A 26,839-nucleotide genomic window follows, 5' to 3' on the forward strand; every position below is an offset into this window, starting at 1 on the left:
CATGCCCACCCCCCCGAAAAAGACGAATAAATCTATTACGTTTACTCCGGAAGCTGCTGACCAAACTTTGTTGGTGGCGATCGAAGCCGCATTAACCGAGGCGCAGTACGACAGTTTCAGCGACCTCTGTAAGCAAGCGCTCCAGCAAACCTTATTAGCCGCTGAGCCCACTCAGTCTGTCAATCACGATGTTAGTCATGCTATTGACTTTGAATCAGCTTTAGCACCCATCCAGCAACAAGTAGACCGATTGGAGGCAAAGTTAGTTGCTAACCAATCTCAACAATTTGATCAGCTTGAAGCTCAGCTCAGGCAAGTTACTCAGCAGTTAGAGGAATTGGGAACGAAGAGCGATCGCGGGTTTTCTAGCTGGAAACAACCGACCAACAATCCAACGACGGAGTATCTCAATCAATTAACCAGTCAGCTCATTCACTTGACGACTCAAGTTGAAGCGATCGAGACTCACATTGCTCAGCAGTTTGCAGACCTACAATCTCAGCTTAACCAGGCTCCACCAACCTTACCTGTCCCCGTTCCGACTCCTCCACCTAGCATGGTTGAAGTTTCGTCACCACTATCAGCTCAGACTTGCATCCCTACTAACCCCATTGCCCTTGAACCTATCTTTGTTATCAAGGAGCCAGTCTCAAAAACAGCAGCTTTATCTCCCGAATCTGATCCAATTTTGAGCCGACTCAGCTCTCTTCTAGAAGATTTCTAAGTCATTTAGATTGGCCCTCTAGCAAAGGCTTCAGCCCTTGAGTGTGGAGTCACTGAATTGGCACCTTAGCAACTCCCCACTCAAACTGAACTCATTAATGGATAGGCTGAGATGATGGACGGACAACCATTAACGAACTTCTGAGAGCTTGATGCGGTAGGGATGGTAGCTAGCAGGTTTGTAGGAACCGATCCAGATTTTATAGGTTCCAGCAAGCCATTGACCTGCAATACCAGGGTTTTTGCCTTGATGGTCATCATTACACCAGGTGCCACCTGGCCCTTGAATCACCAAGGTAGTATCTTCAGGGCTTTCGACTTCCAAGCTGAGGTAATCGAAAAAGCCTGTCAGCGAGAGGGTGTGGTCTGGCTTAGTATCCATGTAACCGCTGCACGGTCCTGTTATCGTATCATTGCGTTTTGCAATACTTGTAGCCGCCACTGACCCCCCACTAATACCCTGAATTCTAGTTGGGTCTGGGGAAAACTTGGGACCGAGTTTAACGTTTTCAAAGATCGAAAGTAAGGGAGATTGGGCTGACTGCGCTTGTGCCGGGGTCGTGATCAAACCTCCAGCTACGATCGCGATCGCGATTGGCAATCCTACTCCTCTGCCTAGCCCACTGTTGCGCATTCTGGTTGCCCTTAACTGCTTACTGACGGAATGTAGCAAATAGCAATCATGCCGCTAACAGATCGCCATTGCTCTAAACCTACATTTTTGTTATTCGGAGTGTAATGAGCACGCTTGCGCCCGATCCCACTCCGTAAATGATTGGTGAGAACTACTCTTGTAAAAAAGACGGTAGGGTTCCTAACGGAGTTCCCTACCCTTTGCTTGAGATAGTTTTACCACCCTATCTCCCTCAGTAACTAGTATTTTTAGTTTTGATTGGATTAATTTGCTACAAAGCAGACACGAAGATTTACTGAGCGACCGTCAAAGCTTGTTGCAGACGGGGTAAATCTTGTCCCTTCTGATGCAGAAGCAGCCAAGACTGAAGTAAATCAGGCCCCTGTAAGTCTCCAGTCAATCCGGCACGTAGCGATCGCATCACTAGGCCTTTCTTGACGTTCTGCTCTTTCACCACCTGCTTGATGATGTCTTGCGCTTGCTCAGCAGTCAGACTGTGGTCGCTTGGTAAAGCCGCAGCCACCGCTTGCAGAGTAGCAGCCGAGCCTGCTTGCTGGAGTTGTGTCTTGGCTTCGTCAGTGAAAGCAATCGGGTTGAAGAACAACTGGCTCATCTCGACTGCATCTTTTAGAAGTACCAAGCTCGCTGCTAGTAAACTCGTGAGCTCCTCTAGCCAAGCGCGATCGCCTGTGGGGTCAAACTGGTACCCAGCGGCTTGCCAAAAGGGAATTAACAAATCTGTCAGGCGATCGACAGGCATTGCATGCAAGTATTGGCTATTGATCCAATTCAGCTTATCCCAGTCAAACTTGGCTCCTGCTTTATTGACGCGATCGAAGCTAAATAGTTGAGCCGCTTCGGGTAAAGTAAACAGTTCTTGCGTAGCATCTGGTGCAGACCAACCGAGCAAGGTCATGTAGTTGGCTAAGGCTTCTGGCACGTAGCCCATCTGCTTAAAATCGGAAATGGAAGTGACGCCATCCCGCTTAGAGAGTTTGGCTCCCGCTGAGTTCAGAATCAGTGGCGTGTGACCGAACTCTGGCGCTGTAGCACCTAAGGCTTCGTAGAGCAGAATTTGTTTGGGCGTGTTGCCAATATGGTCTTCTCCCCGAATCACATGGGAGATTTTCATGTCAATATCATCGACAACCACGACAAAGTTGTAGAGGGGTGGTCCAATTTCATCAGCGGCAGCGGCCCGCGCAATCACCATATCGCCGCCTAGATCTCGCCCTTTCCAAGTGACTTTGCCCCGGACTAAATCATTCCAGCTAATTTCTCGATCATCTTCAATTTTGAAGCGAATGACTGGCTGACGGCCCTCAGCAATAAAAGCTGCTTCTTGCTCAGGTGTCAGGTTACGGTGACGGTTGTCGTACCGAGGAGCCTCGCTTCTCGCCTTCTGGGCTTCCCGCATGGCATCCAACTCTTCCGGCGTTTCGTAGCTGCGGTAAGCTAAGCCTTTGTCGAGCAGAGATTGAATCGCCTGCCGATACAAGTCCATCCGCTGGGTTTGGTAGAACGGCCCTTCGTCCCAAGTCATGCCTAGCCAGGTCAAACCTTCCAGGATGTTTTGGGTATATTCCGGACGCGATCGCTCTATGTCAGTGTCCTCAATCCGCAAGATGAATTGACCACCCTGATGGCGGGCAAACAGCCAGTTAAAAACCGCAGTTCTGGCAGTACCAATATGCAAGTTCCCTGTGGGACTGGGGGCAAGACGGACTCGAACAGTCATAGGTCAAAGTTAGAAAGGATGCAATTAGGCGGGATGAAAAAGGATGAGGGATGAAGAAGATTTTAATTCATCCTTCATCCCTCATGCTTCACATTTTATTTTACGGGACTGACGGGGCTCGAACCCGCAACTTCCGCCGTGACAGGGCGGTGCTCTAACCAATTGAACTACAGTCCCTTGCAAGTCGCGATTTCTATTATGCTGATGTTTCACGGGTTTGTCAAACGTTTTCTCAAATTTTTCTTGAGGGATTTTTTAGATGCCAATTCGGGATGCGGTGGAGGCTGACCTACCCGCGATCGTAGAAATTTACAATGCCACCATTCCTAGCCGCAGGGTTACGGCAGATACTCAACCTGTCACGGTAGAGAGCCGTTTGGCTTGGTTACGCGATCGCGACTATCAATCTCGGCCTTTATGGGTAATGGAGCAGGAGCAAACTGTGGTGGGTTGGCTCAGCTTTCAATCTTTTTATGGCAGACCCGCCTACCAAGCCACCGCCGAAGTAAGTGTTTACGTCGCTGCACCTTATCAGCGTCGAGGAATTGGGCAAGTTCTTTTGCAGCAAGCCATTCAGCACAGCCCCCAGCTAGGCTTAAAAAACTTGCTCGGCTTCATCTTTGCTCACAACCAACCCAGTTTGCAGTTGTTTGAGAAATTTGGCTTTCAGCAGTGGGGCTATCTCCCGCAAGTCGCTAGTCTTGATGGAGTAGAGCGAGATTTAGTGATTCTGGGACGCAAGATTTCTAGAACCGAGCCTTTAGACCAACTCTGAGCACAGTTCTGCTTGCAGGAACCCAACCAACCAATCTTTGATCTGGTAAGTGGCGCGACAATCATCTTCGTTGTACTGCACGATCGCGTCTAGGTAAGCGCGATCGCCTGTTTCTAGCCACTGGCTATACCAGCAAATTGCCTGGGCTCCATTCGCTTTGGCATCGCGCCAGTCAAACCCCACCCAACGAGCGATCGGTTTGAGGGCATAGCTTTCGACGGGCAAAATTACCGTACGAGTCACCCGCTCATGCAAATCGACAAAGCGGCTGAGTAGTGGTCGTACCCAAGGAGATGGTGTGTCGTACAGCTTCGCCAAGCGCGCTACGGTTTGAGGCTCGTAGGGACAGAAATGAAAAATCGGAGCATCTGGATAGTCGTTGACTAACTCCAAAAACTGCTGCCAAACCAAAACCTCGTCTTCTGGCCGCTCTGCCAACAAAGGATGGAATGTTTCTTGCTGAGTTCGGCGATCGACGACCAATACTCCATGTAGAAAAGCCACATTCAGGTCTGGTTCAGCTTCAATGTCGAAATAAAGTTCGACTGGGGCAGTCGGCAGTTCTTGGGACAAGTTTAAAGGCTTGCCGGAAGGTGACTTGTCTGGGTAGGCGATCGCTCGGTTCTCTAACACAGCCTGCGCTTGCCAAACTAGCCTTTGAGCTACTTCTGGGCCAAAACCAGGTAAAGTCTCCAGCCTGGTTGGCGTAGAGCTGGCTAAAGATTCGACTGTAACTAGATCAAGGGCTTGCAACTGCGTGTAGCGGCTGGCAGTAACTCCAGGCAGCAGCGATAGATGCCGTTGCGCTTGCGCTACTCCCGAACAGTAGTTCAACCAACCACACAGGTTACAGCGGTTACGAGCAATGAAAACTTCTGGGGCTTCTGGGGCAAGCAGAGTTTGCAAACACTCTTGCAAAATCGTTTGCATCTGGGGCAACAGAGTCCACAAATCGACTTCGTAAGCTCCTTTTTCTCGCAAAATTAGCCAACTTGTCTCAGGCCAAGCGCCTTGCACCGCAGCCAAAACATAGGTATGAAACGTGGCCAGAATTTGGTATTCCAGCTTGGGGCGCTTGCCTAACCTAATTTCAGTTGGGACGTAAATCCAATCGCCAAAGTAAGACTGACCAGGCTGCTTGATCAGGAGATCGGGCTGACTCACCAAGGTCACTCCTTCTGGTGTCTCCCTTAGGAGAATCCCTTGGTAAATGCACTCTACTCCCTGCCGCATCATTTCCAGAGTGGCTTGGCTTCCAGCAATCCAATCTCTCGGCGGCCAGGTGGGTTGCTGCCAAGCATACTCTGTCAACACAGTTCGTCGATGAGCCGCGCTGTCCTGGATTAACTTGAGCAAGTAATCACTCGGAGGATCTCGTTGAGTGAGATCCCCATAGATATCTAGGAAGGCTCTTCGACTACAGCGTTGATACTGTAGTAGGAGTTCAGTAGTCAGGAACATGCCTTCAACGCTAGCAGGAAATTTGCTTAGTTGTGGTATTTAGAGACTGCTAAATCAGCCTACTTTGTCGAAGAACCCAGATTCATCTCAGGATCAGCAACGCCAAAGGGCCTCTGGTGGTTGTATAGGAGAATGATTTGAGTAGTCCATACCACTCAAATCATTCCAAACTTTAGACCTACCAGAACGCTTACTTACGCACGAAGCCAGCGGGATCTAAGCGCACGTTGGCACAAATGATGCCAGGACCGACAGGAGTGCCTTGGGTCGAGTGGATGTTTAGGTAGCCGATGTCTGCCAAAGCAACCGGGGCAGATAGCTGAACAGGGCTGAAGGGTGAACCAACCCGACCAAAGCCACCAGCGCTAGATTGCAGCGGGGCGATCGCGGCCAAATCTGTAATAACGCCGCCACCGACTTCGGAATCTAATAGAGCTTTGTCGCCTTCGCAACTAGTGGGGTTAGCATCAGTCAGAGCGCCATGAAAGTGATAAGGCAGAGTCTGGCTAGGCTCTAAACCTGTGGTCGCGAAGTAGTACCCTGTGACTTGATCTTCGTCGTTCACAAGTAGGGCACCACTGCCTAAAATCTTGCTAAAGCGAGGCTGGTAGCCAGGAATAACTCTGGTGCTAGCCGTTTCTCCAGCAGTAGAGACAAGCACGATGGGAAGGACTCGTTGGTCAGAAGCTTGCCCGGTTGGAGCGGGGGTTTCCTCGGCAGGGGTCTCTTCAGCGGGAGCTTCTTCAGCTGGAGTTTCCTCGGCAGGGGTCTCTTCGGCGGGAGCTTCTTCAGCGGGAGCTTCTTCAGCAGGAGTCTCCTCGGCGGGAGCTTGCTCTTGAGCGATCGCGCTCTGCTCCCCGATCAGAGCCATGCCGATGCTGCCACTAGCACCCATTACAGTCGCTAGTCCAACAATCAGAGCAGATTTCAGCAGGGAGCTACGTAGTTGCCAGTTTGCCATAGGGAATCTAGTTCCTCACACGAACACTAAATATTTTTCCTTAAACAATTTATAAAAATCTATCTAATTGGGGATGTATCCCAGGATTGATTTCTCTAGCTAAATTGCTAAACCATTGAAAATTCTAAGGCTACGTTCATGTCGTCATAACTTAAATTGCTAAAATGCTAGGGCTTGCCCCATGACTTGAGCCGCTATGACCAGTACGCTTTCGGTTCATCACCTTCTAGAGCGTCATCGCCACCAGTTTCCTGCCTTAGCGAATAAAGCTTATTTCAACTACGGTGGTCAAGGCCCAATGCCCCAAGCGGCTTTAGCAGCAATGCAGCAAGCGCACTTGCATATGCAACAAGCTGGCCCATTTTCTAATAGCAGCAATGTCTGGATTAATCAGGAATCTCAGCAAACTCGCCAAACGATCGCCGCAGAGCTGGGCGTAACGGCTGAAACCATCACCTTGACCGATAGCGTCTCGACAGGCTGCAATATTGCGCTCTGGGGTATCGATTGGCAACCTGGCGATCGCATTTTGATGACTGACTGTGAGCATCAAAGCATCATCGCTGTGGTTCAAGAAATTCAGCGTCGGTTTGGCGTAGCGGTAGACGTTTGCCCGCTGATGGCAACGCTGAATGCAGGTGATCCGGTGGCGGCGATCGCGCAGTGTTTAACAGCTAATACTCGCCTGGTTGTTCTCAGCCATATTCTGTGGAACACGGGCCAGTTGCTTCCCCTAGGAGAAATTGTGGCGGCTTGCCACGCCTACCCGACCCAGCAACATCCGGTACGGGTTTTAGTGGATGCAGCGCAGTCGGTAGGAGTTTTACCGCTCGATTTGGCGGCAATAGCGGTAGATTTTTATGCGTTTACAGGGCATAAGTGGTGGTGTGGCCCAGCAGGTGTGGGTGGGCTGTACGTGCGCCCAGAAGCGCTGGAAACATTGCAACCAACCTTCATTGGCTGGCGAGGCATCACCACGGATGCCAATGGCCAACCCGCAGGGTGGGAACGAGGCAGCAAACGGTTTGAGGTAGCCACTTCCGACTATGCCTTGTATCCTGCGTTGAGAGTGGCGATCGCGACTCAGAGCGAATGGGGTTCAGTGGAAGCTCGTTATCAGCGGATTCAAACTCTGAGTGCTTATCTGTGGCAGCAACTGAAGGAATTATCTTCTGTGCATTGCTTGCGGACTGCACCACCGGAGGCAGGTTTGGTTTCGTTTCAGGTAGATCAAGCTTCTGAGCGATCGCACCGCCAACTGGCTCAGTTTTTAGAGAGCCAAGGTTTAATGGTTCGTACCATTTTGAATCCTGATTGTGTCCGTGCTTGTGTGCATTACCTGACTTTAGAATCGGAGATCGATCGCTTGGTAGCAGGCGTGCAGCAGTTTTGTCAAACGGTGGGGTAGGAGGAGAGCTTAGGCATGTCGCGACCCGTTTTATATGTGGCAATTACCAATCACGGTTTTGGTCACGCCACTCGTGCTGCTTCAGTAGTGGCAGAAATTCAACGCCTCTGCCCAGAGATTTTGGTGGCAATGGTGACAACGGCCCCCCGGTGGTTGCTGGAGTCGTATGTGAGTGGTGACTTTATTCACCGTCCCCGTGGCTTGGATGTCGGGATTATCCAAAGCGACAGCATCACGATGGACAAAGTTACCACGCTAGAAAAACTACAGCATATCCGGGCACAAGAGCGATCGCTGATTGCCTCAGAAGTGAACTTTATTCAGCAAAATCGCGTGGGGCTGGTGTTGGCAGATATTCCACCTCTAGCTACCAAAATTGCTCAAGCCGCAGGCGTACCTTGCTGGATGATGAGCAACTTCGGGTGGGACTTCATTTATCAAGCTTGGGGCGGTGAATTTGTTGAGATAGCGGATTGGATTCGGGGTTGTTTCCAACAGTGCGATCGCCTGTTTCGCCTACCCTTTCACGAACCGATGAGTGCCTTTCCCACCATTACCGATGTGGGTTTAACCGGAGGCTCGCCTCGCTTTGACTTAGATCAGCTGCGCGCCATGTTTAATCTCACTGCTCCGCCAGAGCGAACCGTTTTACTCACCTTCGGTGGTTTGGGTCTGGATCAAATTCCTTATCAGAATTTGCAACGTTTTCCTGATTGGCAGTTCATCACCTTCGATCGCCAAGCTCCAGATTTACCGAACATACGCCAAGTCACTGATCACCAATACCGTCCGGTTGACTTTATGCCACTGTGTGGCCGTTTAGTCTCCAAACCGGGATACAGCACCTTTGCCGAAGCTTGCCGTCAAAACTTACCCATTATTACCATCACGCGGGATGACTTTGCCGAATCGCCCGTGTTGCTAGCAGGCATTCAGGATCATGCTCAGCATCAAATTCTGCAACCAGATGAATTTTTACACAGCGACTGGGAGTTTTTACGCCAATCACCTCAACCCCCGCGTCAGTCTGAAGCGGTCAGAACCGATGGCAACCAGGCGATCGCTGAAGCGGTGATTCAATACTTTGCCCAGTAAATTAATTCATCCAATTAACCAGCTATTCAAAATTCATGCGCCATTACCAACGTTTCGTCACCATCTCAACAGCAGGTAAGTCGCTGGCTAAAATCACCTCCAAAATTCAGGCGATCGTGGCGGAGTCAGGGATTGAAACGGGACTCTGTACTTTGTTTTTGCGGCATACTTCGGCGAGCTTACTGATTCAAGAAAACGCTGACCCAGACGTGTTACGCGATTTAGAAAACTTTTTTGCCAAGCTTGTCCCCGAAGATAGCCAACGCTACATTCATAGCGCTGAAGGCCCAGACGATATGCCTGCTCACATTCGAACGGCCTTAACTCACAGCTCCGAGCAAATCCCCATTTCTCAAGGACGCTTAGTCCTAGGCACCTGGCAAGGCATTTATGTGTGGGAACATCGCCAACGCAGTCACACCCGCGAGCTAGTCGTGCATATCACTGGAGATTGAAACCCGCTGAATGTCGCACTTTTACGGGCATAAAATTTCTGAGCAGCGATCGCAACGGTGCTTTCACGGTATCTCTGCTAGCTGCCTTTTTATAGGATGAACCCGGAAAATGGACCATCCTATAGGGCGATCGCAGTATGTCAAGTTTGTCTTCCCGCAGTTCGCGATCGAGGTGGCGCAAGACTTGCCCTAAACAGGTTTGGTTAAGCTACGCTGCCTTGTTTGCAGTCCTATGGACGATTCCACCCGTTTTTCATTACATCAAGCAGGCCCAACGTGGCCATCCGTTAGATGCTCACTATTTTTGGGCGGAGCTATCACCGGAAAAAGTTTTCCATCTCGGCCTCTATAACGGTCCTGGCGGCAGCAATTGGAAGATTGGCCTGCCGATCGCAACTCTTTGGACTGCTTCAGCGCCCCGCTCTTTGCCAGAGCTACAGAAGCTTGCTTTAGGGGTAATGAACCGCGATCGCCAACTCAACGGCTTGTCTACTTTGGTAGAAGATCCGCTGCTCTCCCAAGCCGCGCAACTCCATGCCCAAGACATGATGAATCGGCATTATTTTGCTCACAACTCGCTAGAGGGCCGCACGCCGACCGAGCGGTTTCACGCGATCGGTGGGGCTCCGAGAGTGGGCGTAGGAGAGAACATTATTTATGTCCAAGACTCTAGCGTCGGACTCACCTACCGAGATATTGAAATGTTTCAGAAGGGCTGGATGTATAGCAACGGCCATCGAGACAATATTTTGAAGCCAGAGTACGTCAAATTTGGCTACGGCATTGTGATTGACCCCGTTTCCGGGCGCAAATTTGCAGCTCAAGAATTTGCGGTACCCGCTCCGACTCCCTAACCAATTTCTCACCAATCTTTCAGTCAGCTCGGCATCAGGAATACATCAAACGCTTCAACTTTCTACTACCTTTAAAGCAGGTGGGAACAACCCGCAACAGATTCCTTCTACCAAATTGTCTTGCTAAGTGTTTTGGCAAACTTAGGCTTTTGCATAGCCCAGAGTCATTTGCCAAAGCGGTTCTAGCAGTTCATTGATGTTGAACTTGTCGCCATTCGAGAACATGCCGCAGTTTTTCTGGCCTCAGCCGAGAGTCGCCTCCTCCCCAGCCGTCCATTCAGCCTTACCACAACGTTATCAAAGGTGGATGCAAGGGCTCTTATGCAGTGCTGCTGTCGCGCTTAGTTGCAGTATTGCCAGCCCTAGTCATGCGGCAGAACGGCTCACATTACGCCTCGGCCCCTTTCAGCAGACGATCGCGATCGCGGATTTAGAAGAATTTGCCAAGACGGGAAAACTGTCTCCCGCACTCAAACCTTATGCGCTAGTCTTGACCCCTGATATCCGCAACGCTCTGGCCGATCGCCTAGAACTTGACCCGAATATTGGCGACCAAGTCGTAAATGAGCTGTTGCGCTCCCCCGCTGGGCAAAGAATGCTAGCTGCCTTGGGCGTGGCGATTCCGGGTAGTAATGTAGAACAACTGCAAGCCGCGATTACGCTGGCGGCCCGTCAGGTCGATGGCTTGAGTGTCCTGGCGATCTTGAGAGCATTTCCTCAAGAAACTGTGACGGTAGATGTCACTTCGATCGCGGCGCTCGCTTCTCAACTCAACTTTTCCTACTGGGAAAGCCAAGCCCTCAGCCCCATTTTAGAGCGCGAGTTGAAGGTAGACTCTGCCTTTACCGCCGCCTTTGACCCTGCGGTGCCTGGTCCTCAAGTCGTAGAGCAAAAGACTCTGGTGCTGCGCGATCGCCAACGCCAGCGTACTCTTCCTGTGGATCTTTACTGGAGCGATCGCCCTAGTGGTCCTTTGGTTGTGCTTTCTCACGGCTTTGGCGCGAATCGGACTTTCCTGGCTTATTTGGCACGTCATTTAGCTTCCTATGGGCTGACGGTAGCCGCGATCGAGCATCCTGGCAGTAACATGGCCTGGTTAGCCAGTCCTTCACCAGGTCAGGCTCGCGATACTTTACTCTCAGCCGCCGAGTTTGTTGAGCGACCCAGAGATGTCAGCTTTTTGCTGGATCAGTTGGCACAACTAAATCAAAAACCTGGTGCCTTGCGGGGGAAGCTGAATACTAACCAAGCTAGCGTCATGGGGCACTCGTTAGGAGGGTACACAGCCCTGGCTTTGGCAGGAGCGGAACTGAATGTGGTCGGGTTGCGCCAGTTTTGCCAAGAGCACATCCCCCTCGGTTTATCTCCCGCCGACTGGTTGCAATGTACTGCTATTGATCTACCAGAACGTCGGGTGAGCTTGCGCGATCCAAGAGTGGTGCAGGCGATCGCCCTCAATCCTGTCATTGGTCGTTTGTTTGGGCCAGAAGGACTGAAGCGAGTCGCAACGCCAACCTTGATTTTGACGGGTACAGAAGACAGCCTGACCCCAACCCTAACCCACCAGTTACAACCTTTTGCCCAACTGCCTAATCCTAAATATTTAGTCACCGCGATCGGAGGAACTCATCTGAGTGTGGGTGATCCGGCGAATTTTAGTGACTTAATTACCCAAAGTGCTTTAGTGCGAGAACGGCAAGGCAAAGAAACCGCAAATCTCCGCCAATTGCTGCAAGGAGTGAGTTTGGCTTTTATCAAGCAACTGACTCCAGAAGCCAAGCAATACCAACCGTTTTTAACTTCTGGCTACGCCCAATCACTCTCTACAGCTCAAATTCCGCTACGCCTGAACACAAAACTACCAGCCAGCTTAGCGCCTTGGATGAAGGTAGCAGCTCTGCCACCCCATCAACTGAATACTCAAGTAAATCAGCAGGTTTCGGCGTTGGCCTATTATTTCGTGGCTTGTAACTCAGTGCTTTACACCGTTAGTGCCTCATTTGGCAGCTCTGCGTGGCAACTCGGTTCGCGTCGTCCAGGTTCTGGCTGATCGTTGTCTAGCTGATTAGGATGGCAAAAGCCCGATTGATGACATTCCAACAGAACGAGTCACTAGTTTGTACACTGGAAGTAGGATCTAGCAACTGAACTATCTTGCCAACCAGCTTGGAGCTGCACGATTGACGCTGCATGACGTAGCCTAGCTCCCTTGCAAATGCTGGTATCCAAATCCCCTCTTCACTGGTCACTTCTGGTGGCAACTCTACCTGCTCATAGTCTGTGGCTGATTGGCGGCATGCTCTGTCTAGCCTTAGGGACGCTGATTCCTGAACCGAGCATCCCGGCTTTAGGCATCGCCGCCATCATTACCGCGATCGCCACCATTGGCGTTCCTTCTCCCCTCGCCCAAATGATTTTATGGGGGGTGCTGTCCTTCACCCTAGCGAGTTTCATGCGATCGCTGATGCCGAAAGAAGCCAAAACTCTCAAGCACGATACCGAAGCTTGGGTCAGAACTACCATTCCGGCAGGTGGAATGGGGCTTGTCATCTATGAAGGGACGCTTTGGCAGGCTTGCTGTCAGTTGCCAGATGTGGCGATCGCAATCCAGCAGCGGGTCTATGTAGTGGGGCGGCAACGCAACACCCTCCTGGTTATCCCTGCCAACTACCCGGACCTTAACATTTCAGACAGACTCTCCTCAAGCTGACTAAACTAACCACTAAACTGAAAAGTCGTAGTCTGAGTAATTTTGGCTCTGCGTTTCTGCCCAACCCACTCATCGGGAGTTGATTGACTTATGGAGTCTATTCTTGCCGCATTAGCTTTAGTCATTGTCGGTTATACCGTTGGCTCTGTAAAAATCATCAACCAAGGCAACGAAGCGCTGGTAGAACGTCTGGGCCGCTATCACCGCAAACTCACTCCTGGCTTGAACTTTATCGTGCCTTTTGTAGACTCCATTGTTTTGGAAGACACGGTACGGGAGCAAGTCTTAGACGTAGAACCCCAAGAAGCCATTACCAAAGACAACGTGGCTTTGAAAGCGGATGCGGTGGTTTATTGGCGGATTCTAGAACTAGAGCGAGCATTCTACTCGGTAGAAGATGTGGAGTTGGGGATTAAAAACCTGGTGCTAACAACTCTGCGATCGGCTTTGGGCCAAATGAAAGTAGAAGACACCTATTCATCTCGCTCCGAAATTAACCAAACCCTACTGCATCAGCTCGATGAAGCGACCGCGGCTTGGGGCGTGAAAGTAACGCGGGTTGAGGTGCAGAACATTTCACCGCCTCCCTCCCTCCTAGAATCGATGGCGCAGCAACGAGCGGCGGAAATTCGCAAGCGGGCTTCTATTTCTGAGGCAGAAGGCACGGTTGAATCGATGCGGTTAATTGCGAAAGCGCTGCAAGCTCAACCCAATACGAGTGAGGTGCTGAAGTACCTAATTGCTCAGCGGTATGTAGAAGCCAATGAAAAAATTAGTGAAAGTCCTAACTCCAAAGTCATTTTCATGGACCCAAAGGCTTTGAGCGAAGCTTTGGAGAACTTGATGGAAACACCAACCGCGCCCGATGGTTTTGATCCGGGACTCGGTGGCGGCCCTGGTAATGGTGCTTCATCCTGACTCAGGCAGGTTTTACCTGTAAGTTAAGCCAGTTCTTGCCGCCAAATTGCATCTGCTACAAGGCAAACATCTCGCAACTCCTGGACATCATGCAGTCGCAGTAGGTCAGCGCCGCCAGCGATCGCGGCACAACAAGCAGCCGCTGTTCCCCAGACTCGTTGCTGCGGGTCCGGCTGATTCAAAATATGACCAATAAAACTTTTGCGAGATGGGCCCACCAAAATCGGGCAACCTAAGGCTCGAAACTCTGAGATGCGGCGCAGCAGTTCTAAGTTTTGCGAGTAAGTTTTGGCAAAGCCAATCCCTGGATCAATCATTAGATGGGCAGGGTTAATTCCCGCCACGATCGCTGCTTCTATGCGAGCTTGCAAAAAGGCTTGAATCTCGCCGGCTAAGTCTTGGTAATCAGTTAACTGTTGCATTGTCTGAGGGGTGCCTCGGATATGCATCAAGATCAGAGGTACTTGCAAGGCAGCCACAGTAGATAGCATCTCTGGATCAAAGGTTGCACCCGAAATATCGTTGATGATGTCAGCTCCAGCCTCTACCGCCGCTTTAGCGACAACCGCTCTGGTTGTATCTACCGAAATTGGCACATCCAGTTGCGATCGCACCGCTTTCACCACCGGAATCACCCGCGCCAGTTCTGTTTCTACGTCTATCTCAGTGGCTTGGGGTCGGGTAGACTGCCCCCCAATATCTAGAATGTCTGCACCAGCCGCAACTAAATGTTTGGCCTGCTCTAAGGCTGTCGCCAAGGAGTCAAATTGTCCACCATCACTAAAGCTGTCTGGCGTAACATTCAGAACTCCCATCAAGTAAGTACGTGCTCCCCAATCGAAGCGATTATTTCTAATTGTCCAGGTAGCACGCATTAGCATTGAAGTCACTAGATATACAGTAGCGAAAGATACCGAATAGACTATTCTGAAGGTGAAGTCAATCCACGTAGGAACTCGGTGGTCATTTCAGCATCTTGCTATACAACTAGATATAGAGACGCTTAGTTATACAGCAATAATATTTAGCCGTTATTTAGCCGTTTTTGAGCCAGCAGGCTAGCAAAAAAATATGACCAAAATTTTACTCGTTGAAGACAACGAGGTGAATTCTTTTATGATGTTACGGCGGCTTCAAAAGCGCGGCTACCAAGTTGTACATGCCGCCGACGGGGTTCAAGCAATCGCGATCGCCCAAGCAGAGACACCCGACTTAATTCTAATGGACATGAGCCTACCCGTTCTGGACGGTTGGCAAGCAACCCAACAGATCAAGGCTGCTCCTACCACCCACACCATTCCCATCATCGCGCTGACCGCCCATGCTCTGGCAGGCGATCGCGAAAGATGTCTGGCAGCAGGGTGCGACGAATACGAAACGAAGCCAGTTAACTTCAATCAGTTACTAGAAAAAATGCACTTTTTTCTGAACAAGCCTCTTTAGGCTGCCCCTTTATTAACGTGGGGATTTTTTAGGATGCTGCGCTGGCAGTCTACTCCTTATGCTGTTCCGCTCCTCATTGCCGCTGGGGTCTCCATTACCCTCGTGTACCTGGCATGGCGGCGTCGCTCTGCGAGTATTGCTAACACCTTTGCCCTGTTCATGTTGGGTGTTTCAGAATGGTTGCTCGGATATATCTGGGAACTGAGCAGCAGCGACCTCGCTAGCAAAGTTTTAGCAGGGAAAGTTCAGTACTTCGGAATTGTGGTGGTGCCAGCAGCTTGGTTACTCTTTGCCCTCCAGTACACAGGGCGAACCAAGTGGATGACTCGGAGAAACTTGCTCCTGCTGACCATTGAACCGCTGGTCATGTCACTTCTGGTGTGGACGAACGAGTGGCATCGGCTAATTTGGTTCCAGACGGAACTTGAGCAAATTAGCTCCTACACCCTCCTGAGCGTGACCCACGGCATTGGGTTCTGGATCCATGCCGCTTACTCCTACCTCATAACTGGGTTGGGCACGGTTCTAGTCGTGCAAGCGTTGCTGCGTTCTCCTCAGCTCTATCGGGGGCAAGCTTGGGCTTTATTGATTGGGGCGATCGCGCCTTGGCTCGCTAATGCCCTCTACCTCTTACGCTTAAATCCCTTTCCTCACTTAGACCTCACTCCATTTGCTTTCACAGTCACAGGAGCCGCAACAGCTTGGGGATTGTTCCACTTTCGTCTGCTCGACATTGTGCCTGTGGCTAGAGATGCCGTCATTGAAAGCATGAGCGATGGCGTGATGGTTTTAGACCTCCAAAATCGGATTGTAGACCTCAATCCTGCGGCGCAACAAATGATTGGGTGGAATGCCGCCGCGATCGGACAACCTGCCATGCGTGTGCTCGCCCAGTGGCCGCATTTACTACAGGAGTATGGCAACCTTTTAGAAGCACATACCGAAATCAGCTTTGGCACTGGCGAGGATGAACGCTGCTTTGATCTACGCATTTCTCCCTTGACTGACTCCTACCGTCGCTTAACAGGTCGCTTAATTGTTTGGCGAGATGTGACTGAGCGGAAGCAAGCGGAAGCTAAATTACAAGCAGCAAAGGAAGCAGCAGAAGCCGCTAATCGGGCTAAAAATACCTTCCTAGCCAACATGAGCCATGAGTTACGGACTCCGCTCAATGCTGTGATTGGCTACAGTGAGCTAATTCAAGAAGAACTGCAAGAAATGGGGCATGAGGAGTTTGCTTCTGGTTTGGAGACGATTGGCAGGTCCGGACATCATCTACTCGCACTGATCAGCGATATCCTGAATTTCTCCAAAATTGAAGCAGGCAAAATGGATCTCTATATCGAGACCTTTGACCTGGCGACATTAGTAGAAGAGGTCGTTGCCACCATTTACCTGTCTCTGAGAGAGAACGATAACAAGCTACAGATCAACCTGGCGGCTAATTTAGGTTCTATGCAGGCTGACTTGATGAAGGTGCGTCAAGTCCTCTGCAATTTGTTAAACAATGCCACCAAATTCACGCAGCAAGGGCTGATCACCCTGACGGTCTACAAAAGCCAGACCAGCCTGGCTATAGGAGCAGCTACAAGCTCAGACTGTTTTATCTTCGAGGTTGCTGATACGGGGATTGGCATTACCCCAGAGCAGATGCAACAAATTTTTCAACCTTTTACTCAAGCAGACGCTTCAACCACCCGTCGCTATGGTGGCACTGGCTTGGGTCTATCGCTGAGTCGCCGTTTCTGTCAAATGATGGGGGGTGACATCACCGTTGCGAGTGAGTTTGGCCAAGGTTCCGTGTTTACCATCTGCTTACCGACCCAGGTCAACAGTGACGCCCCTTTGGAATAATCTTCAGTAGGGGCACCTCTTGTGGGTGCCCTGCTTGGGTATAGTTGCTAGGTTCTACGCTTGGTGGTTGACGATCCGGGCAAAGCTCTTAGGGTCTAAACTGGCCCCACCGACTAAAGCACCATCGATCTCTGGTTGAGCCATAATCTCGTCAATATTGTCTGGCTTGACAGACCCACCATATTGAATTGAGACATTGGCGTTGGTTAACTTCTGACGAATTAACCCAATCACGCGATTAGCTTCTGCTGAATCGCAAGTATCACCAGTGCCGATCGCCCAGATAGGTTCGTAGGCAATCACTAGATTCTGCTGGTCAACGCCGACTAAGTCTTTGGCCAATTGGTTAAAGATCACGGCTTCGGTTTCGCCAGCGTCACGCTGTTGCTTGGTTTCGCCCACACACAAGATGGGGGTGAGGTTATGCCTTTGGGCTGCTCTCAGGCGCAAGTTTACGGTTTCGTCGGTTTCGCCAAAGTACTGTCGGCGCTCGCTGTGACCCACGACTACAAACCGCACCCCAATTTCAGCCAACATGGCACCAGCAATTTCACCCGTGTAGGCGCCCACGTCTTCCCAATGAACGTTCTGAGCGCCTAACTGAACTCGGCTACCATGCAAGCTCTTAGACAACAGTCCTAAATCTGTAAACGGAGCGCAAACGACTACTTCCCGCTCATCTGGGGTTGCATCCAATTCGGACATAAATCCTTGCAAAAACTCCAGGGATTCTGCCTGGGTTTTGTACATTTTCCAGTTGCCAGCAATAACGATTTTGCGCACAGGTGCTTCAGCCAAACTCACAACACTTCGAAATGCAACCTCCAGTTTAAGGCTTTGAGGGGGCAGTTTTACCTATTCTTCTTCGACTTGCTGTTTAAGGTGAAGTATTAGCCCAGAATTAAACTCAAAGCGATCGCCCTTCTCCAGTTAGGAAAAAAGCGATCGCTTGAATTAAGAGTTATAGCCAGTGAACCGATGTACCAGTTCGCTTCCTAAAACTTGATGTTGCTTATTCTGCGGTCACAGCTTCACGCGCGGCAGCAGCTTCGTCGGGATGAATGCCCAAACGAGTGAGGTTGACGCGGCCCCGGTTGTCAATTTCCCGGACCTTCACCACCACTTCATCACCCACAGCGACTTCATCTTCTACTTTGCCGACCCGATGCTCAGCCAACTGAGAAATGTGGATCATGCCTTCCTTGCCAGGTAGGAACTCCACAAACGCCCCAATCGGGATAATCCGAGTCACACGGCCTGCATAAACATCTCCCGCATTCAGCTTGCGCGTCATGCCTTGGATGATGTTGCGGGCCCGCTTCGCCTTCTCGCCATCCACTGCTGAAATGGTGACAGTACCATCATCTTCGATGTCGATCTTGGCTCCGGTTTCTTCGGTAATGCCTTTGATCGTCTTACCACCTGGGCCAATGATCATGCCGATCAAATCTTGATCGATCTTGATCGTCAGTAGGCGAGGCGCGTAGGGTGAGAGTTCCTGACGCGGTTGATCGATCGTCGCCAACATCTTATCCAGGATGTGCATCCGGGCAGGCTTGGCTTGGGCGATCGCCTTGGAAATGATTTCCATTGACAGCCCAGTGATCTTCATGTCCATCTGAAGCGCTGTGATGCCGCTATCGGTTCCAGCTACTTTGAAGTCCATGTCACCCAGGAAGTCTTCGATGCCTTGAATATCGGTCAGAATTCTGACTTCGTCACCTTCCTTAATCAGACCCATTGCCGCACCGCTGACAGGTTTGGTAATCGGCACGCCCGCATCCATCAGAGCCAGGGTAGAGCCACAAACGGAACCCATCGAGGTGGAACCGTTGGAAGACAGCACCTCAGACACAACCCGAATCACATAGGGGAATTCTTGCTGAGTCGGCAAGACAGGCACTAAGGCGCGTTCTGCCAGGGCACCGTGGCCCACTTCCCGACGACCAGGCGATCGCATGGGCCGAGTTTCGCCCACCGAATAGGGGGGGAAATTGTAGTGGTGCAGATAACGCTTTTGCTCGTCGGGGTGCAGGTCGTCTAGTTCCTGGGCATCGCCAGGAGTACCCAATGTGGCAACCGACAACACCTGAGTCAAGCCCCGGTTGAATAGGCCAGTGCCATGTACACGCGAAGGCAGTACCCCAGTCCGACAAGAAATGGGCCGTACTTCATCCAACTTCCGCCCATCTACACGCACTCCGTCTTCAATCACTTGACGACGCATGAGGGTTTTGGTGATGTCTTTGAAGGTGTTGCCGAGCGCTTTGGAGTTTGCTGCTGCGGCGACTCGTACCGCATCAGTTTCTTCCAAAGCTGCAATTTGGCTGGCGATCGCTTCTTTGACCTGATCTAAAGCGGCATCCCGTACCTTTTTGTCTGGTTCAAAGCGGGCCAGAATTTCTTTAATCTGAGCCGTGGCGCGATCGCGAATGAACGTTTCTAGCGTCGAGTCGATTTCGGGGGGCGTTTCTTGCACCAGAGCAATGCCCAACTCCTCCAGCAAATCACGCTGAGCTTGAATCAGGTCGCGAACCGCTTCATAACCAAAGTCGATCGCCTCGATCATGTCTTGCTCAGGCAATTGGTTTGCGCCTGCTTCCACCATGACCACGCCATCGGGAGAGCCTGCAACAATCAAATCCAAATCGCCAGACTCGATTTCGGTGTAGGTCGGGTTAATAATAAAATCATCACCCACCAAACCGACGCGCACGGCTGCCATTGGGCCATTAAAGGGAATCTGAGCCAACAACACCGCAATGGAAGCTCCCGTCACCGCTAGCACATCGGGGGGGACTCGCTCATCCATGGACACGGTGGTTGCCACCACTTGAATGTCATCCCGCAACCAACCGGGGAATAGTGGCCGCAGGGGACGGTCAATTAGACGGCTGGTCAGGGTTGCTCTTTCAGGGGGACGACCCTCACGCCGGAGAAATCCGCCTGGAATCCGACCTGCTGCATAAAGTCTTTCTTCGTAGTCCACCAGCAATGGCAAGAAATCAATTCCTTCTCGCCCCGTGGCTCTTGTAGCCGTCACTAGAACCGCCGTATCGCCCGATTGAATTAATACTGACCCGCCTGCTTGAGGGGCCAGCAAACCAACCTTAAGTCGAATATCCCGTCCATCAAAGGATATTGACTTGTCTATCTCTACCATGTAGCGTTCGTTCCTTTGTTGTTCTTATTTTTTTCTTCTGTGGCAATCGTAGCACTGATACCCTTGTGCTGCCTTTACAGGAGAGTCTTTGGAGGCGATCGCTTGAATAAATTAGCCAAGGCAATTCCTCGCCTAGCCCTCAATCTTTAGTCATTCAACTCAACAATAATTAATGATTTTTTGTGGAGAGTTCACTAGAAATTGCAGGTATAAACCATGCCTTCGATGGCTGATTTTGTCATTGCTTGCTCATGAAACTGAGCCGAGAGATGCTCACGGCTTGAGCAATAATTCAACAAGTTATTGGTAAGCACAATCAGCGTAAAGACCGATATAGAATGAGGGCATCACTTTGAGAGCCATCACTTAACTGTACGGCTTCAGGAATTCGGCCAATGGTGCTGAATCCTAAAGATTGCCATAGGCTGATGGAAGGGGTGTTGGTGGCAAACACCAAGTTAAATATCACGGCCTCATAACCTTGGGCAGTGGCGATCGCTAACATTGACTCTCCCATCCAGCGCCCAATTCCTTGGCCGCGAAGACTCGATTCCACAATAAACCCAGCATTGCAGAGATGGCTGCATCGTCCCAGAAAGTTGGGCTTGAGATAAAACGCTCCTAGGATGTTCGGTAATTCTTGGCCTCCTAGGTCTTGGCCCTCTAGGTCGCTCACCCCCCGCACGACAAAGGCATCATGAGTCGTCCAATAAGCTGCAAATTCACTTTCGCTCAAAGGTTGTATTTGAGGATAGGTTTGGCCTTCAATAATGACAATATTCAACAGTTCCCGAACCCACTCGCGATCGGCAAGCTGCATCCGATCTAACTTAGCTGACATTCCATTTCGCAGCGTTTTATAGAGCGGCAACTGGATGTTCATTTAGAGAGCACCAAAAGAGTTATCAGCCCAGAATTTTTAGTTCGAGAAAGTCATGGCTACGCAGATGGCAAGCTTCGGTAGGTTTTACTCCAACTTTTAATCCTGATAAAATTCGGCAACTTAAAATCGCATGGCAATTTTACACGGTAGTTGGTTACTGCAAACTTCCAAAAATGTGGCTCATCAGAGTGCCTCAGAACTAGGAGAGCAGCTCTTATCTCTGGATGCCACAGGCTGTTTTTTTGTTTGGGGTGAGACGTGGCGACGGATTGCTGAAGATACTGCCATTGCCACTGACCAAGTTCCTGAGCATCCCTTCGCGATCGCACCTAGCGAGTTAGCCGATCTTCTGCGATCGCTGCAACAAGCGGGCAAGCTCAAGTGGACTTTACCAACTGCTGCTGCGTCTCCAGCAGCAAGCTCAACTCCGATGGGACGCTCTCGTAAACGTGCTGCGAGTACTGCGATCGCCATTGAGCCTGCTCCCGCTGCTGAAGGTGCGATCATCTGGCGATCGCAAGTTTTGGCTTTGCCCACCTGGGTTACAGCCACAGCCGCTATCCCGCAACATTCGGCTGCGGCAGTTAGTGAGGCTGAAGTCACACCCGATGCCCTCTGTCTCTCTCCTTGGCGAGTCGAAGGCTTTTGTCTACCACCCTTGGCTGCAATGCAATTTTTGCAGGCTTTGCCGCTGAGTTCCTTTGGTGCCGAAGACTCGTTTGTGGGTGACGATTTGCGGTTTTGGTCCCACATGGCTCGCTGGAGTCTAGATTTGCTGGCGCGATCGAAGTTTCTGCCGATGGTGCAAAGCAATGACAATACAGTAGTTGCTCATTGGCAGGTACTTTTAGACAGTGCCACTGACCAAGCTCGATTAGAAAAGTTTAGTCAGCACTTACCTGCAGTTTGCCGCACTTATCAAGCTGCATCTCAAGCCACGTCTCAATTTCAAGCCCTAGACTTACCCCTAGCTCCGCAAGATTTAATTCGAGAATTCTTAAACAATACGTTGGATGCCCAAGTTAGAGCGATCGCAACTCCTCCAACTTTTACGCCAGCTTCAGGCGATCGCCGCAAACCAGACGCTGCCATTGACCCAGCTTTGCAACTGTGGCTTCAAGCGTTAAGCACTGAATCTGGTTTAGTCGCAACCGATCCAACGACCGTAGGACGTTTAGAATCCGCTTTACAGACCTGGACAGCTCCACTCCAAGATTATTTGGTGGAGCAGCGACGGTTTCGGACCTGCTTCTATTTGCATCCTCCAGTCAGTGGTCAAACCGAATGGCTCCTGGAATATTTCTTGCAGGCAGCTAATGATGCCGACTTTTTGCTAAGTGCTCCTACCATTTGGAGCAATCCAGTGGAGCGGTTAGTGTATTTAGGCCGCACAATTGAGCGACCGCAAGAAACGCTACTAGCAGGCTTAGGACTCGCTTCACGCCTGTATCCATTGCTAGAACCGAGCTTGCACGAGCAACGACCTCAATTTTGTCGTCTCACCGCTTTGCAGGTGTACGAATTTATTAAAACGGCAGCTTGGCGTTTACAAGACAGCGGCTTCGGCGTAATTCTTCCTCCTGGATTGGCAAATCAGGAAGGATGGGCTAACCGTCTCGGACTGAAAATTCAAGCTGAGACTTCTATCGCGGGCGATCGCCGTTTAGGGCTACAAAGCCTGCTGAATTTCCGCTGGGGTTTGTCCATTGGGGGTCAAACGCTTTCCAAAGCAGAGTTCGACCAGTTGGTGGCACTCAATACACCTTTGGTCGAAATCAACGGTGAGTGGGTAGAACTGCGTCCTCAAGATATCCGCGCCGCCCAGAACTTCTTCGCAGAACGTAAAGACCAGATGGCTCTCTCTCTAGAGGATGCCTTGCGAATTAGCACAGGCGACACTCAAGTGATTGAAAAGCTTCCCGTTGTGAGTTTTGAAGCTTCCGGTGCCTTGCAAGAGCTGATCAATGCCCTCACCTCTGGCAGTCAATCTGTAGAAGCGATCGCCACTCCCACCACTTTCAAAGGAGAACTGCGCCCCTACCAAGCCCGTGGTGCAGGATGGCTAGCATTTCTGGAGCGCTGGGGTTTAGGGGCTTGCCTCGCGGACGATATGGGTTTAGGTAAAACCGTGGAGTTCATTGCTTTCTTGTTACATCTACAGGAGCAAAACGCTCTAGAACAACCGACCTTGTTGGTCTGTCCCACTTCTGTATTAGGGAATTGGGAGCGAGAAGTAAAGAAGTTTGCTCCCACCCTCAAAGTGATGGTGCATCACGGTGACAAGCGTCCTAAAGGTAAAGCTTTTGCTAAAACTGTTAAAGGTCAACATTTAGTCATTACGAGTTACGCTCTGATTCAGCGAGACCTGAAAGATCTGCAAACTGTGAGTTGGCAGGGAGTGGTGCTAGATGAAGCTCAAAATATTAAAAATCCAGACGCTAAGCAATCGCAAGCAGTCCGACAGTTAGAGAACCACTTTCGCATTGCCTTGACAGGAACTCCCGTAGAAAACCGCCTCTCGGAGCTGTGGTCCATTTTGGACTTCCTCAATCCTGGCTACTTAGGGCCAAAGAACTTCTTTCAACGACGATTTGCGATTCCGGTCGAGCGTTACGGCGATACTGCCTCGCTTAAAACCTTGCGATCGCTGGTGCAACCTTTTATCTTGCGCCGTCTCAAGAGCGATCGCAGCATTATCCAAGATTTGCCTGACAAGCAGGAAATGACCATTTTCTGTGGCCTCACCGCCGAGCAAGCAAAACTATATCAGCAGGCTGTCGATGCTTCCTTGGCCGAGATTGATAGCGCTGAAGGCATTAAACGGCGAGGAATGATTTTGGCACTACTGGTGAAGCTAAAGCAAATCTGCAACCACCCAGATTTGGGGAAGGATGAAGGCGGAAAGAGGAAGGATGCAAAACTAACTACTTCATCCTTTAAAGCTCGTTCAGGCAAGCTTCAGCGTTTGGAGGAGATGCTGGAAGAAATTTTAGCGACGAGTGAAGAAGTAGGTGCCAACCGAGCCGATCGCGCTCTAATCTTCACTCAGTTTGCCGAATGGGGCAAATTGCTACAAGACCACCTACAAAAACAGCTCAAGCAAGAAATTCCATTCCTATACGGCAGCACCTCCAAGAAACAGCGCGAGGAAATGGTCGATCGCTTTCAACAAGATCCACAAGGCCCTCAAATCTTCATTCTTTCCCTTAAAGCAGGCGGAGTGGGTCTCAATCTAACTCGCGCCAACCATGTCTTCCACTTCGATCGCTGGTGGAACCCAGCAGTCGAAAACCAAGCGACTGACCGGGTATTCCGGATCGGGCAGACTCGGAATGTCCAGGTGCATAAGTTTGTCTGCAACGGCACTCTGGAAGAAAAAATTCATGAACTAATCGAAAGTAAAAAAGCCTTAGCCGAGCAGGTAGTAGGAGCGGGTGAACATTGGCTAACCGAGCTGGATACCGACCAACTCCGCAACCTGCTTCTGCTCGATCGCGCTGCTGTGATTGATGAGGATGCCGAATGACCCACTATTCTCCTAATCTCCCTAAAAACAACCCACCGCCCAAAGCTACCACTGCCGCCGATGGCGTTTCTCTCCAGCCCAGTCGCGAGTGGTGGGCACAGCGCTGGGTAGATGTTCTAGAGTCCTTTGGCTGGCGGCGACGGTTAGAACGAGCTCGCAATTACGCTCGGCAAGGCAATGTTCTAGAACTAGAGTTCCAGGGGCCAAAGGTATCTGCCCAAGTTCAAGGCACCGCTCCTGAGCCGTACCAAGTCTCGCTCTCCCTCGATCCGTTCGACGATGAACAATGGGGATATGTGATTGAAACCATGTCGCAGCGAGCCATTTTTTCAGCCAAACTACTGGCGGGAGAAATGCCTCAAAGCATTGAAGAAGTCTTTACTAGCAATGGTTTAAGCTTGTTTCCATTGACGCGGTTCGACATCCACAGCAAATGCTCTTGTCCCGACCCTGCCAATCCTTGCAAGCACATTGGAGCGGTTTATTATCTGTTGGGCGATCGCTTTAGTGAAGATCCGTTTGTTCTGTTTGAGTTGCGAGGTCGCACCAAAGAGCAAATTATTGCGGCCCTGCGACAAATGCGGAGCACGAGTCCCAACGAAACCGCAGAATCGTCCGCAGAAGAATCGGTGAGCGATCGCCTGCAACCCGTTGCACCACTCAAAATCGAGCAGTTCTGGCACTACAGCGAACAACTAGAGCCTTCTTTGGTAGTTATTGCTCCACCCCCCAGCACAGAAACCATTTTGGATGTGCTCGGTCCCATTGCTATAAAACCAGAGGCTGTGACCAGCCCAGGGACGACTCACCCTGCCTCTCCGGGCGTCGTGGATCACCTACGGTCCATCTATACAGCCGTGAGCCAACAAGCAGTTCTGACTGCGATGAATACCGAGGGCAGTTGATCAGGTTCCGTTCAGGCAGCCCTTGCTGAAATAGGCCTTATTGGCCAAACTCCAAGCGAGCTTGCTCTACTAGGTCAGCCGTCACCGTATCCATCTCCCCTTCTCGCGCTAAATGCTCAATCCGCTGGCGTGCCTGCGATCGCACGAAAAAGGGAATATTTTGAAGTTTCACTTTGGCTTCAGGAGTCCATTTCAAAGCGTCCGTCAGATCGGATTCGCGCATACAATTGCTTCCTTAGCTTGTCTTGTATTCAATTATTTCAAGGCCTCAATCTTTTATAGCTTCGTTTGTTATTTCTTCATTTTTGTGAAAATAAACTTATGAGCAAAACAATGGAGCACTTTCCAGAACTCAATGATTTACGTCTCTGCCGTCACGGCATGATGCTCTACAACAGAAATGACGTTTTCATCGGAAGATCACTTGCTTTTTATGGCGAGTACTCTGAATCTGAAGTGGAACTTTTTCAGCAACTCTTAAAACCAGGAAATTTAGTCATTGAAGCTGGAGGAAATATAGGCGCTCATACTGTTGTGTTTGCTAAAGCTGTGGGACGGGACGGCCTAGTTCTTGTATTTGAGCCACAACGTATCGTTTTTCAAACCCTTTGCGCCAACTTGGCTCTCAACAATTTAACTAACGTGAGTGCAAAACAAGTAGCCTTAGGACAGAAAGTTGGCACAACGAAATTACCCCCTCTTAATTACGAAGATCCTGAAAACTTCGGCGGGATATCTCTAGGCAGGCAATACGATGGAGAGGAAGTAGATATTAAAACTATCGATAGTTTGGACTTACAGCACTGCCATTTAATCAAAGTAGATGTAGAGGGCATGGAGAAGGAGGTATTGGGTGGAGCTTTAAATACAATTAAACGTCTACGGCCTTTTCTTTATGTGGAAAATGACCGTCCAGAACACTCAGAAGCTTTAATCAGTCTCATTCAGTCTCTTAACTACCGTCTTTGGTGGCATTTCTGCCCACTGTATAACCCTAATAACTTCGACGAGAATCAGGAAAATATATTTGAAAATCTAGGCTCTCTTAATATGCTGTGCATTCCTGCAGAGATTCAAACTGAGACAGCTTTGAGCGAAGTTAGGGGGCCAAAAGACAATCCCTTTAACAAAATCAAAATCACTTTGTAGTTTACATGAGGATTTATAGCTGTCGCCACAGGAGTTAGGACGCGGCTTCCTTGAGGACTGTCTCCATCGCTTCACGCAAACTAGTAGCGCTGCGTCGTTGTTTGCGAATGCGGCCCTTTAACCATGCCCAACACTTTTCGATACGATTCAGGTCTGGTGAATAGGGCGGTAAGTAGACGACTTG

Annotated in this window: 24 protein-coding genes and 1 tRNA gene; 14 read left to right on the top strand and 11 right to left on the bottom strand. The window is 50.4% G+C overall.

From position 1 onward, the window contains the following. Position 1: 1 nt before the first annotated feature. The gene (locus tag H6F90_RS07800; protein WP_190551659.1) at positions 2-724 is read left to right on the top strand and encodes a hypothetical protein; all 723 of its coding nucleotides are present in this window, start codon (positions 2-4) and stop codon (positions 722-724) included. Positions 725-853: 129 nt separating this feature from the next. Here the strand turns inward: H6F90_RS07800 and H6F90_RS07805 are convergent, their stop codons facing one another. From H6F90_RS07805 to H6F90_RS07815, 3 genes are all read right to left on the bottom strand, one after another. Beyond that, positions 854-1,357, bottom strand: coding sequence for a hypothetical protein (locus H6F90_RS07805; RefSeq protein ID WP_190551661.1), 504 nt, complete (start codon positions 1,355-1,357; stop codon positions 854-856). A gap of 292 nt (positions 1,358-1,649) precedes the next feature. After that, entirely contained in the window at positions 1,650-3,095 is a 1,446-nt protein-coding gene (gene gltX / locus H6F90_RS07810; RefSeq protein ID WP_190551663.1) for a glutamate--tRNA ligase, read from the bottom strand. Between the two features lie 103 nt (positions 3,096-3,198). Then, positions 3,199-3,272 (bottom strand) — tRNA-Asp (locus tag H6F90_RS07815). Positions 3,273-3,354: 82 nt separating this feature from the next. On the opposite strand from H6F90_RS07815, the gene H6F90_RS07820 reads away from it, so the two are divergent. After that, a complete protein-coding gene (locus H6F90_RS07820) occupies positions 3,355-3,870 on the top strand; it encodes a GNAT family N-acetyltransferase (RefSeq protein WP_190551665.1) in 516 nt (171 codons plus the stop codon). On the opposite strand, the gene H6F90_RS07825 is transcribed toward H6F90_RS07820, so the two are convergent. Then, entirely contained in the window at positions 3,856-5,331 is a 1,476-nt protein-coding gene (locus tag H6F90_RS07825; RefSeq protein ID WP_190551667.1) for a TM0106 family RecB-like putative nuclease, read from the bottom strand. The genes H6F90_RS07820 and H6F90_RS07825 overlap by 15 nt on opposite strands. A 190-nt stretch (positions 5,332-5,521) precedes the next feature. After that, complete coding sequence (locus H6F90_RS07830) at positions 5,522-6,292, bottom strand: hypothetical protein (RefSeq protein ID WP_190551668.1); 771 nt, start codon at positions 6,290-6,292, stop codon at positions 5,522-5,524. A gap of 196 nt (positions 6,293-6,488) precedes the next feature. Here H6F90_RS07830 and H6F90_RS07835 point away from each other — a divergent pair, with 196 nt between their 5' ends. The 7 genes from H6F90_RS07835 (at position 6,489) to H6F90_RS07865 (ending at position 13,732) form a co-directional block, all read left to right on the top strand. Further along, positions 6,489-7,700 carry an aminotransferase class V-fold PLP-dependent enzyme gene (locus H6F90_RS07835; RefSeq protein ID WP_190551670.1) on the top strand — a complete coding sequence of 404 codons (1,212 nt, stop codon included), beginning with the start codon at positions 6,489-6,491 and terminating at the stop codon, positions 7,698-7,700. Between the two features lie 15 nt (positions 7,701-7,715). Next, entirely contained in the window at positions 7,716-8,795 is a 1,080-nt protein-coding gene (locus H6F90_RS07840) for a glycosyl transferase (RefSeq protein WP_190551672.1), read from the top strand. A gap of 35 nt (positions 8,796-8,830) precedes the next feature. Next, entirely contained in the window at positions 8,831-9,250 is a 420-nt protein-coding gene (locus H6F90_RS07845; RefSeq protein WP_190436460.1) for a secondary thiamine-phosphate synthase enzyme YjbQ, read from the top strand. Positions 9,251-9,387: 137 nt separating this feature from the next. Beyond that, positions 9,388-10,104 carry a CAP domain-containing protein gene (locus H6F90_RS07850; protein ID WP_190551674.1) on the top strand — a complete coding sequence of 239 codons (717 nt, stop codon included), beginning with the start codon at positions 9,388-9,390 and terminating at the stop codon, positions 10,102-10,104. Between the two features lie 196 nt (positions 10,105-10,300). Next, entirely contained in the window at positions 10,301-12,154 is a 1,854-nt protein-coding gene (locus tag H6F90_RS07855) for an alpha/beta hydrolase (protein WP_242024379.1), read from the top strand. A 204-nt stretch (positions 12,155-12,358) separates the two neighbouring features. Next, on the top strand, positions 12,359-12,814 hold the full coding sequence (locus tag H6F90_RS07860) for an NfeD family protein (RefSeq protein ID WP_370587969.1): 456 nt from the start codon (positions 12,359-12,361) through the stop codon (positions 12,812-12,814). Between the two features lie 90 nt (positions 12,815-12,904). Continuing rightward, a complete protein-coding gene (locus H6F90_RS07865; RefSeq protein ID WP_190551676.1) occupies positions 12,905-13,732 on the top strand; it encodes an SPFH domain-containing protein in 828 nt (275 codons plus the stop codon). A gap of 23 nt (positions 13,733-13,755) precedes the next feature. On the opposite strand, the gene folP is transcribed toward H6F90_RS07865, so the two are convergent. Beyond that, the gene (gene folP, locus H6F90_RS07870; protein WP_190551678.1) at positions 13,756-14,613 is read right to left on the bottom strand and encodes a dihydropteroate synthase; all 858 of its coding nucleotides are present in this window, start codon (positions 14,611-14,613) and stop codon (positions 13,756-13,758) included. Positions 14,614-14,803: 190 nt separating this feature from the next. Here folP and H6F90_RS07875 point away from each other — a divergent pair, with 190 nt between their 5' ends. Both H6F90_RS07875 and H6F90_RS07880 read left to right on the top strand, forming a co-directional pair. Then, positions 14,804-15,175, top strand: a complete 372-nt coding sequence (locus tag H6F90_RS07875; protein WP_190436450.1) for a response regulator — start codon at positions 14,804-14,806, stop codon at positions 15,173-15,175. A 33-nt stretch (positions 15,176-15,208) separates the two neighbouring features. After that, complete coding sequence (locus H6F90_RS07880) at positions 15,209-17,029, top strand: histidine kinase N-terminal 7TM domain-containing protein (protein WP_190551680.1); 1,821 nt, start codon at positions 15,209-15,211, stop codon at positions 17,027-17,029. Positions 17,030-17,083: 54 nt separating this feature from the next. On the opposite strand, the gene tpiA is transcribed toward H6F90_RS07880, so the two are convergent. The 3 genes from tpiA to H6F90_RS07895 form a co-directional block, all read right to left on the bottom strand. Further along, positions 17,084-17,833, bottom strand: a complete 750-nt coding sequence (tpiA, locus tag H6F90_RS07885; RefSeq protein ID WP_370587970.1) for a triose-phosphate isomerase — start codon at positions 17,831-17,833, stop codon at positions 17,084-17,086. A gap of 208 nt (positions 17,834-18,041) precedes the next feature. Continuing rightward, positions 18,042-20,192: a polyribonucleotide nucleotidyltransferase gene (locus H6F90_RS07890; protein WP_190551684.1), complete on the bottom strand. Its 2,151-nt coding sequence runs from the start codon at positions 20,190-20,192 to the stop codon at positions 18,042-18,044. 316 nt (positions 20,193-20,508) lie between these two features. Continuing rightward, the gene (locus H6F90_RS07895; RefSeq protein WP_199295771.1) at positions 20,509-21,075 is read right to left on the bottom strand and encodes a GNAT family N-acetyltransferase; all 567 of its coding nucleotides are present in this window, start codon (positions 21,073-21,075) and stop codon (positions 20,509-20,511) included. A gap of 130 nt (positions 21,076-21,205) precedes the next feature. Between H6F90_RS07895 and H6F90_RS07900 the strand changes: the two genes are divergently transcribed. Together H6F90_RS07900 and H6F90_RS07905 are read left to right on the top strand one after the other, a co-directional pair. Next, a complete protein-coding gene (locus tag H6F90_RS07900) occupies positions 21,206-24,601 on the top strand; it encodes a DEAD/DEAH box helicase (RefSeq protein ID WP_190551685.1) in 3,396 nt (1,131 codons plus the stop codon). Next, entirely contained in the window at positions 24,598-25,506 is a 909-nt protein-coding gene (locus tag H6F90_RS07905) for an SWIM zinc finger family protein (RefSeq protein ID WP_242024380.1), read from the top strand. The genes H6F90_RS07900 and H6F90_RS07905 overlap by 4 nt, the downstream gene beginning before the upstream one ends. A 37-nt stretch (positions 25,507-25,543) precedes the next feature. On the opposite strand, the gene H6F90_RS07910 is transcribed toward H6F90_RS07905, so the two are convergent. Continuing rightward, positions 25,544-25,729, bottom strand: coding sequence for a PCP reductase family protein (locus tag H6F90_RS07910; protein ID WP_190551686.1), 186 nt, complete (start codon positions 25,727-25,729; stop codon positions 25,544-25,546). A 98-nt stretch (positions 25,730-25,827) separates the two neighbouring features. Between H6F90_RS07910 and H6F90_RS07915 the strand changes: the two genes are divergently transcribed. Further along, positions 25,828-26,655 carry an FkbM family methyltransferase gene (locus H6F90_RS07915; protein ID WP_190551687.1) on the top strand — a complete coding sequence of 276 codons (828 nt, stop codon included), beginning with the start codon at positions 25,828-25,830 and terminating at the stop codon, positions 26,653-26,655. A 34-nt stretch (positions 26,656-26,689) separates the two neighbouring features. On the opposite strand, the gene H6F90_RS07920 is transcribed toward H6F90_RS07915, so the two are convergent. Next, a partial coding sequence (locus tag H6F90_RS07920) for a transposase (protein ID WP_190550225.1) occupies positions 26,690-26,839 on the bottom strand: 150 nt, incomplete at its 5' end.

The organism is Trichocoleus sp. FACHB-591 (assembly GCF_014695845.1).
Classification (GTDB): domain Bacteria; phylum Cyanobacteriota; class Cyanobacteriia; order FACHB-46; family FACHB-46; genus Trichocoleus.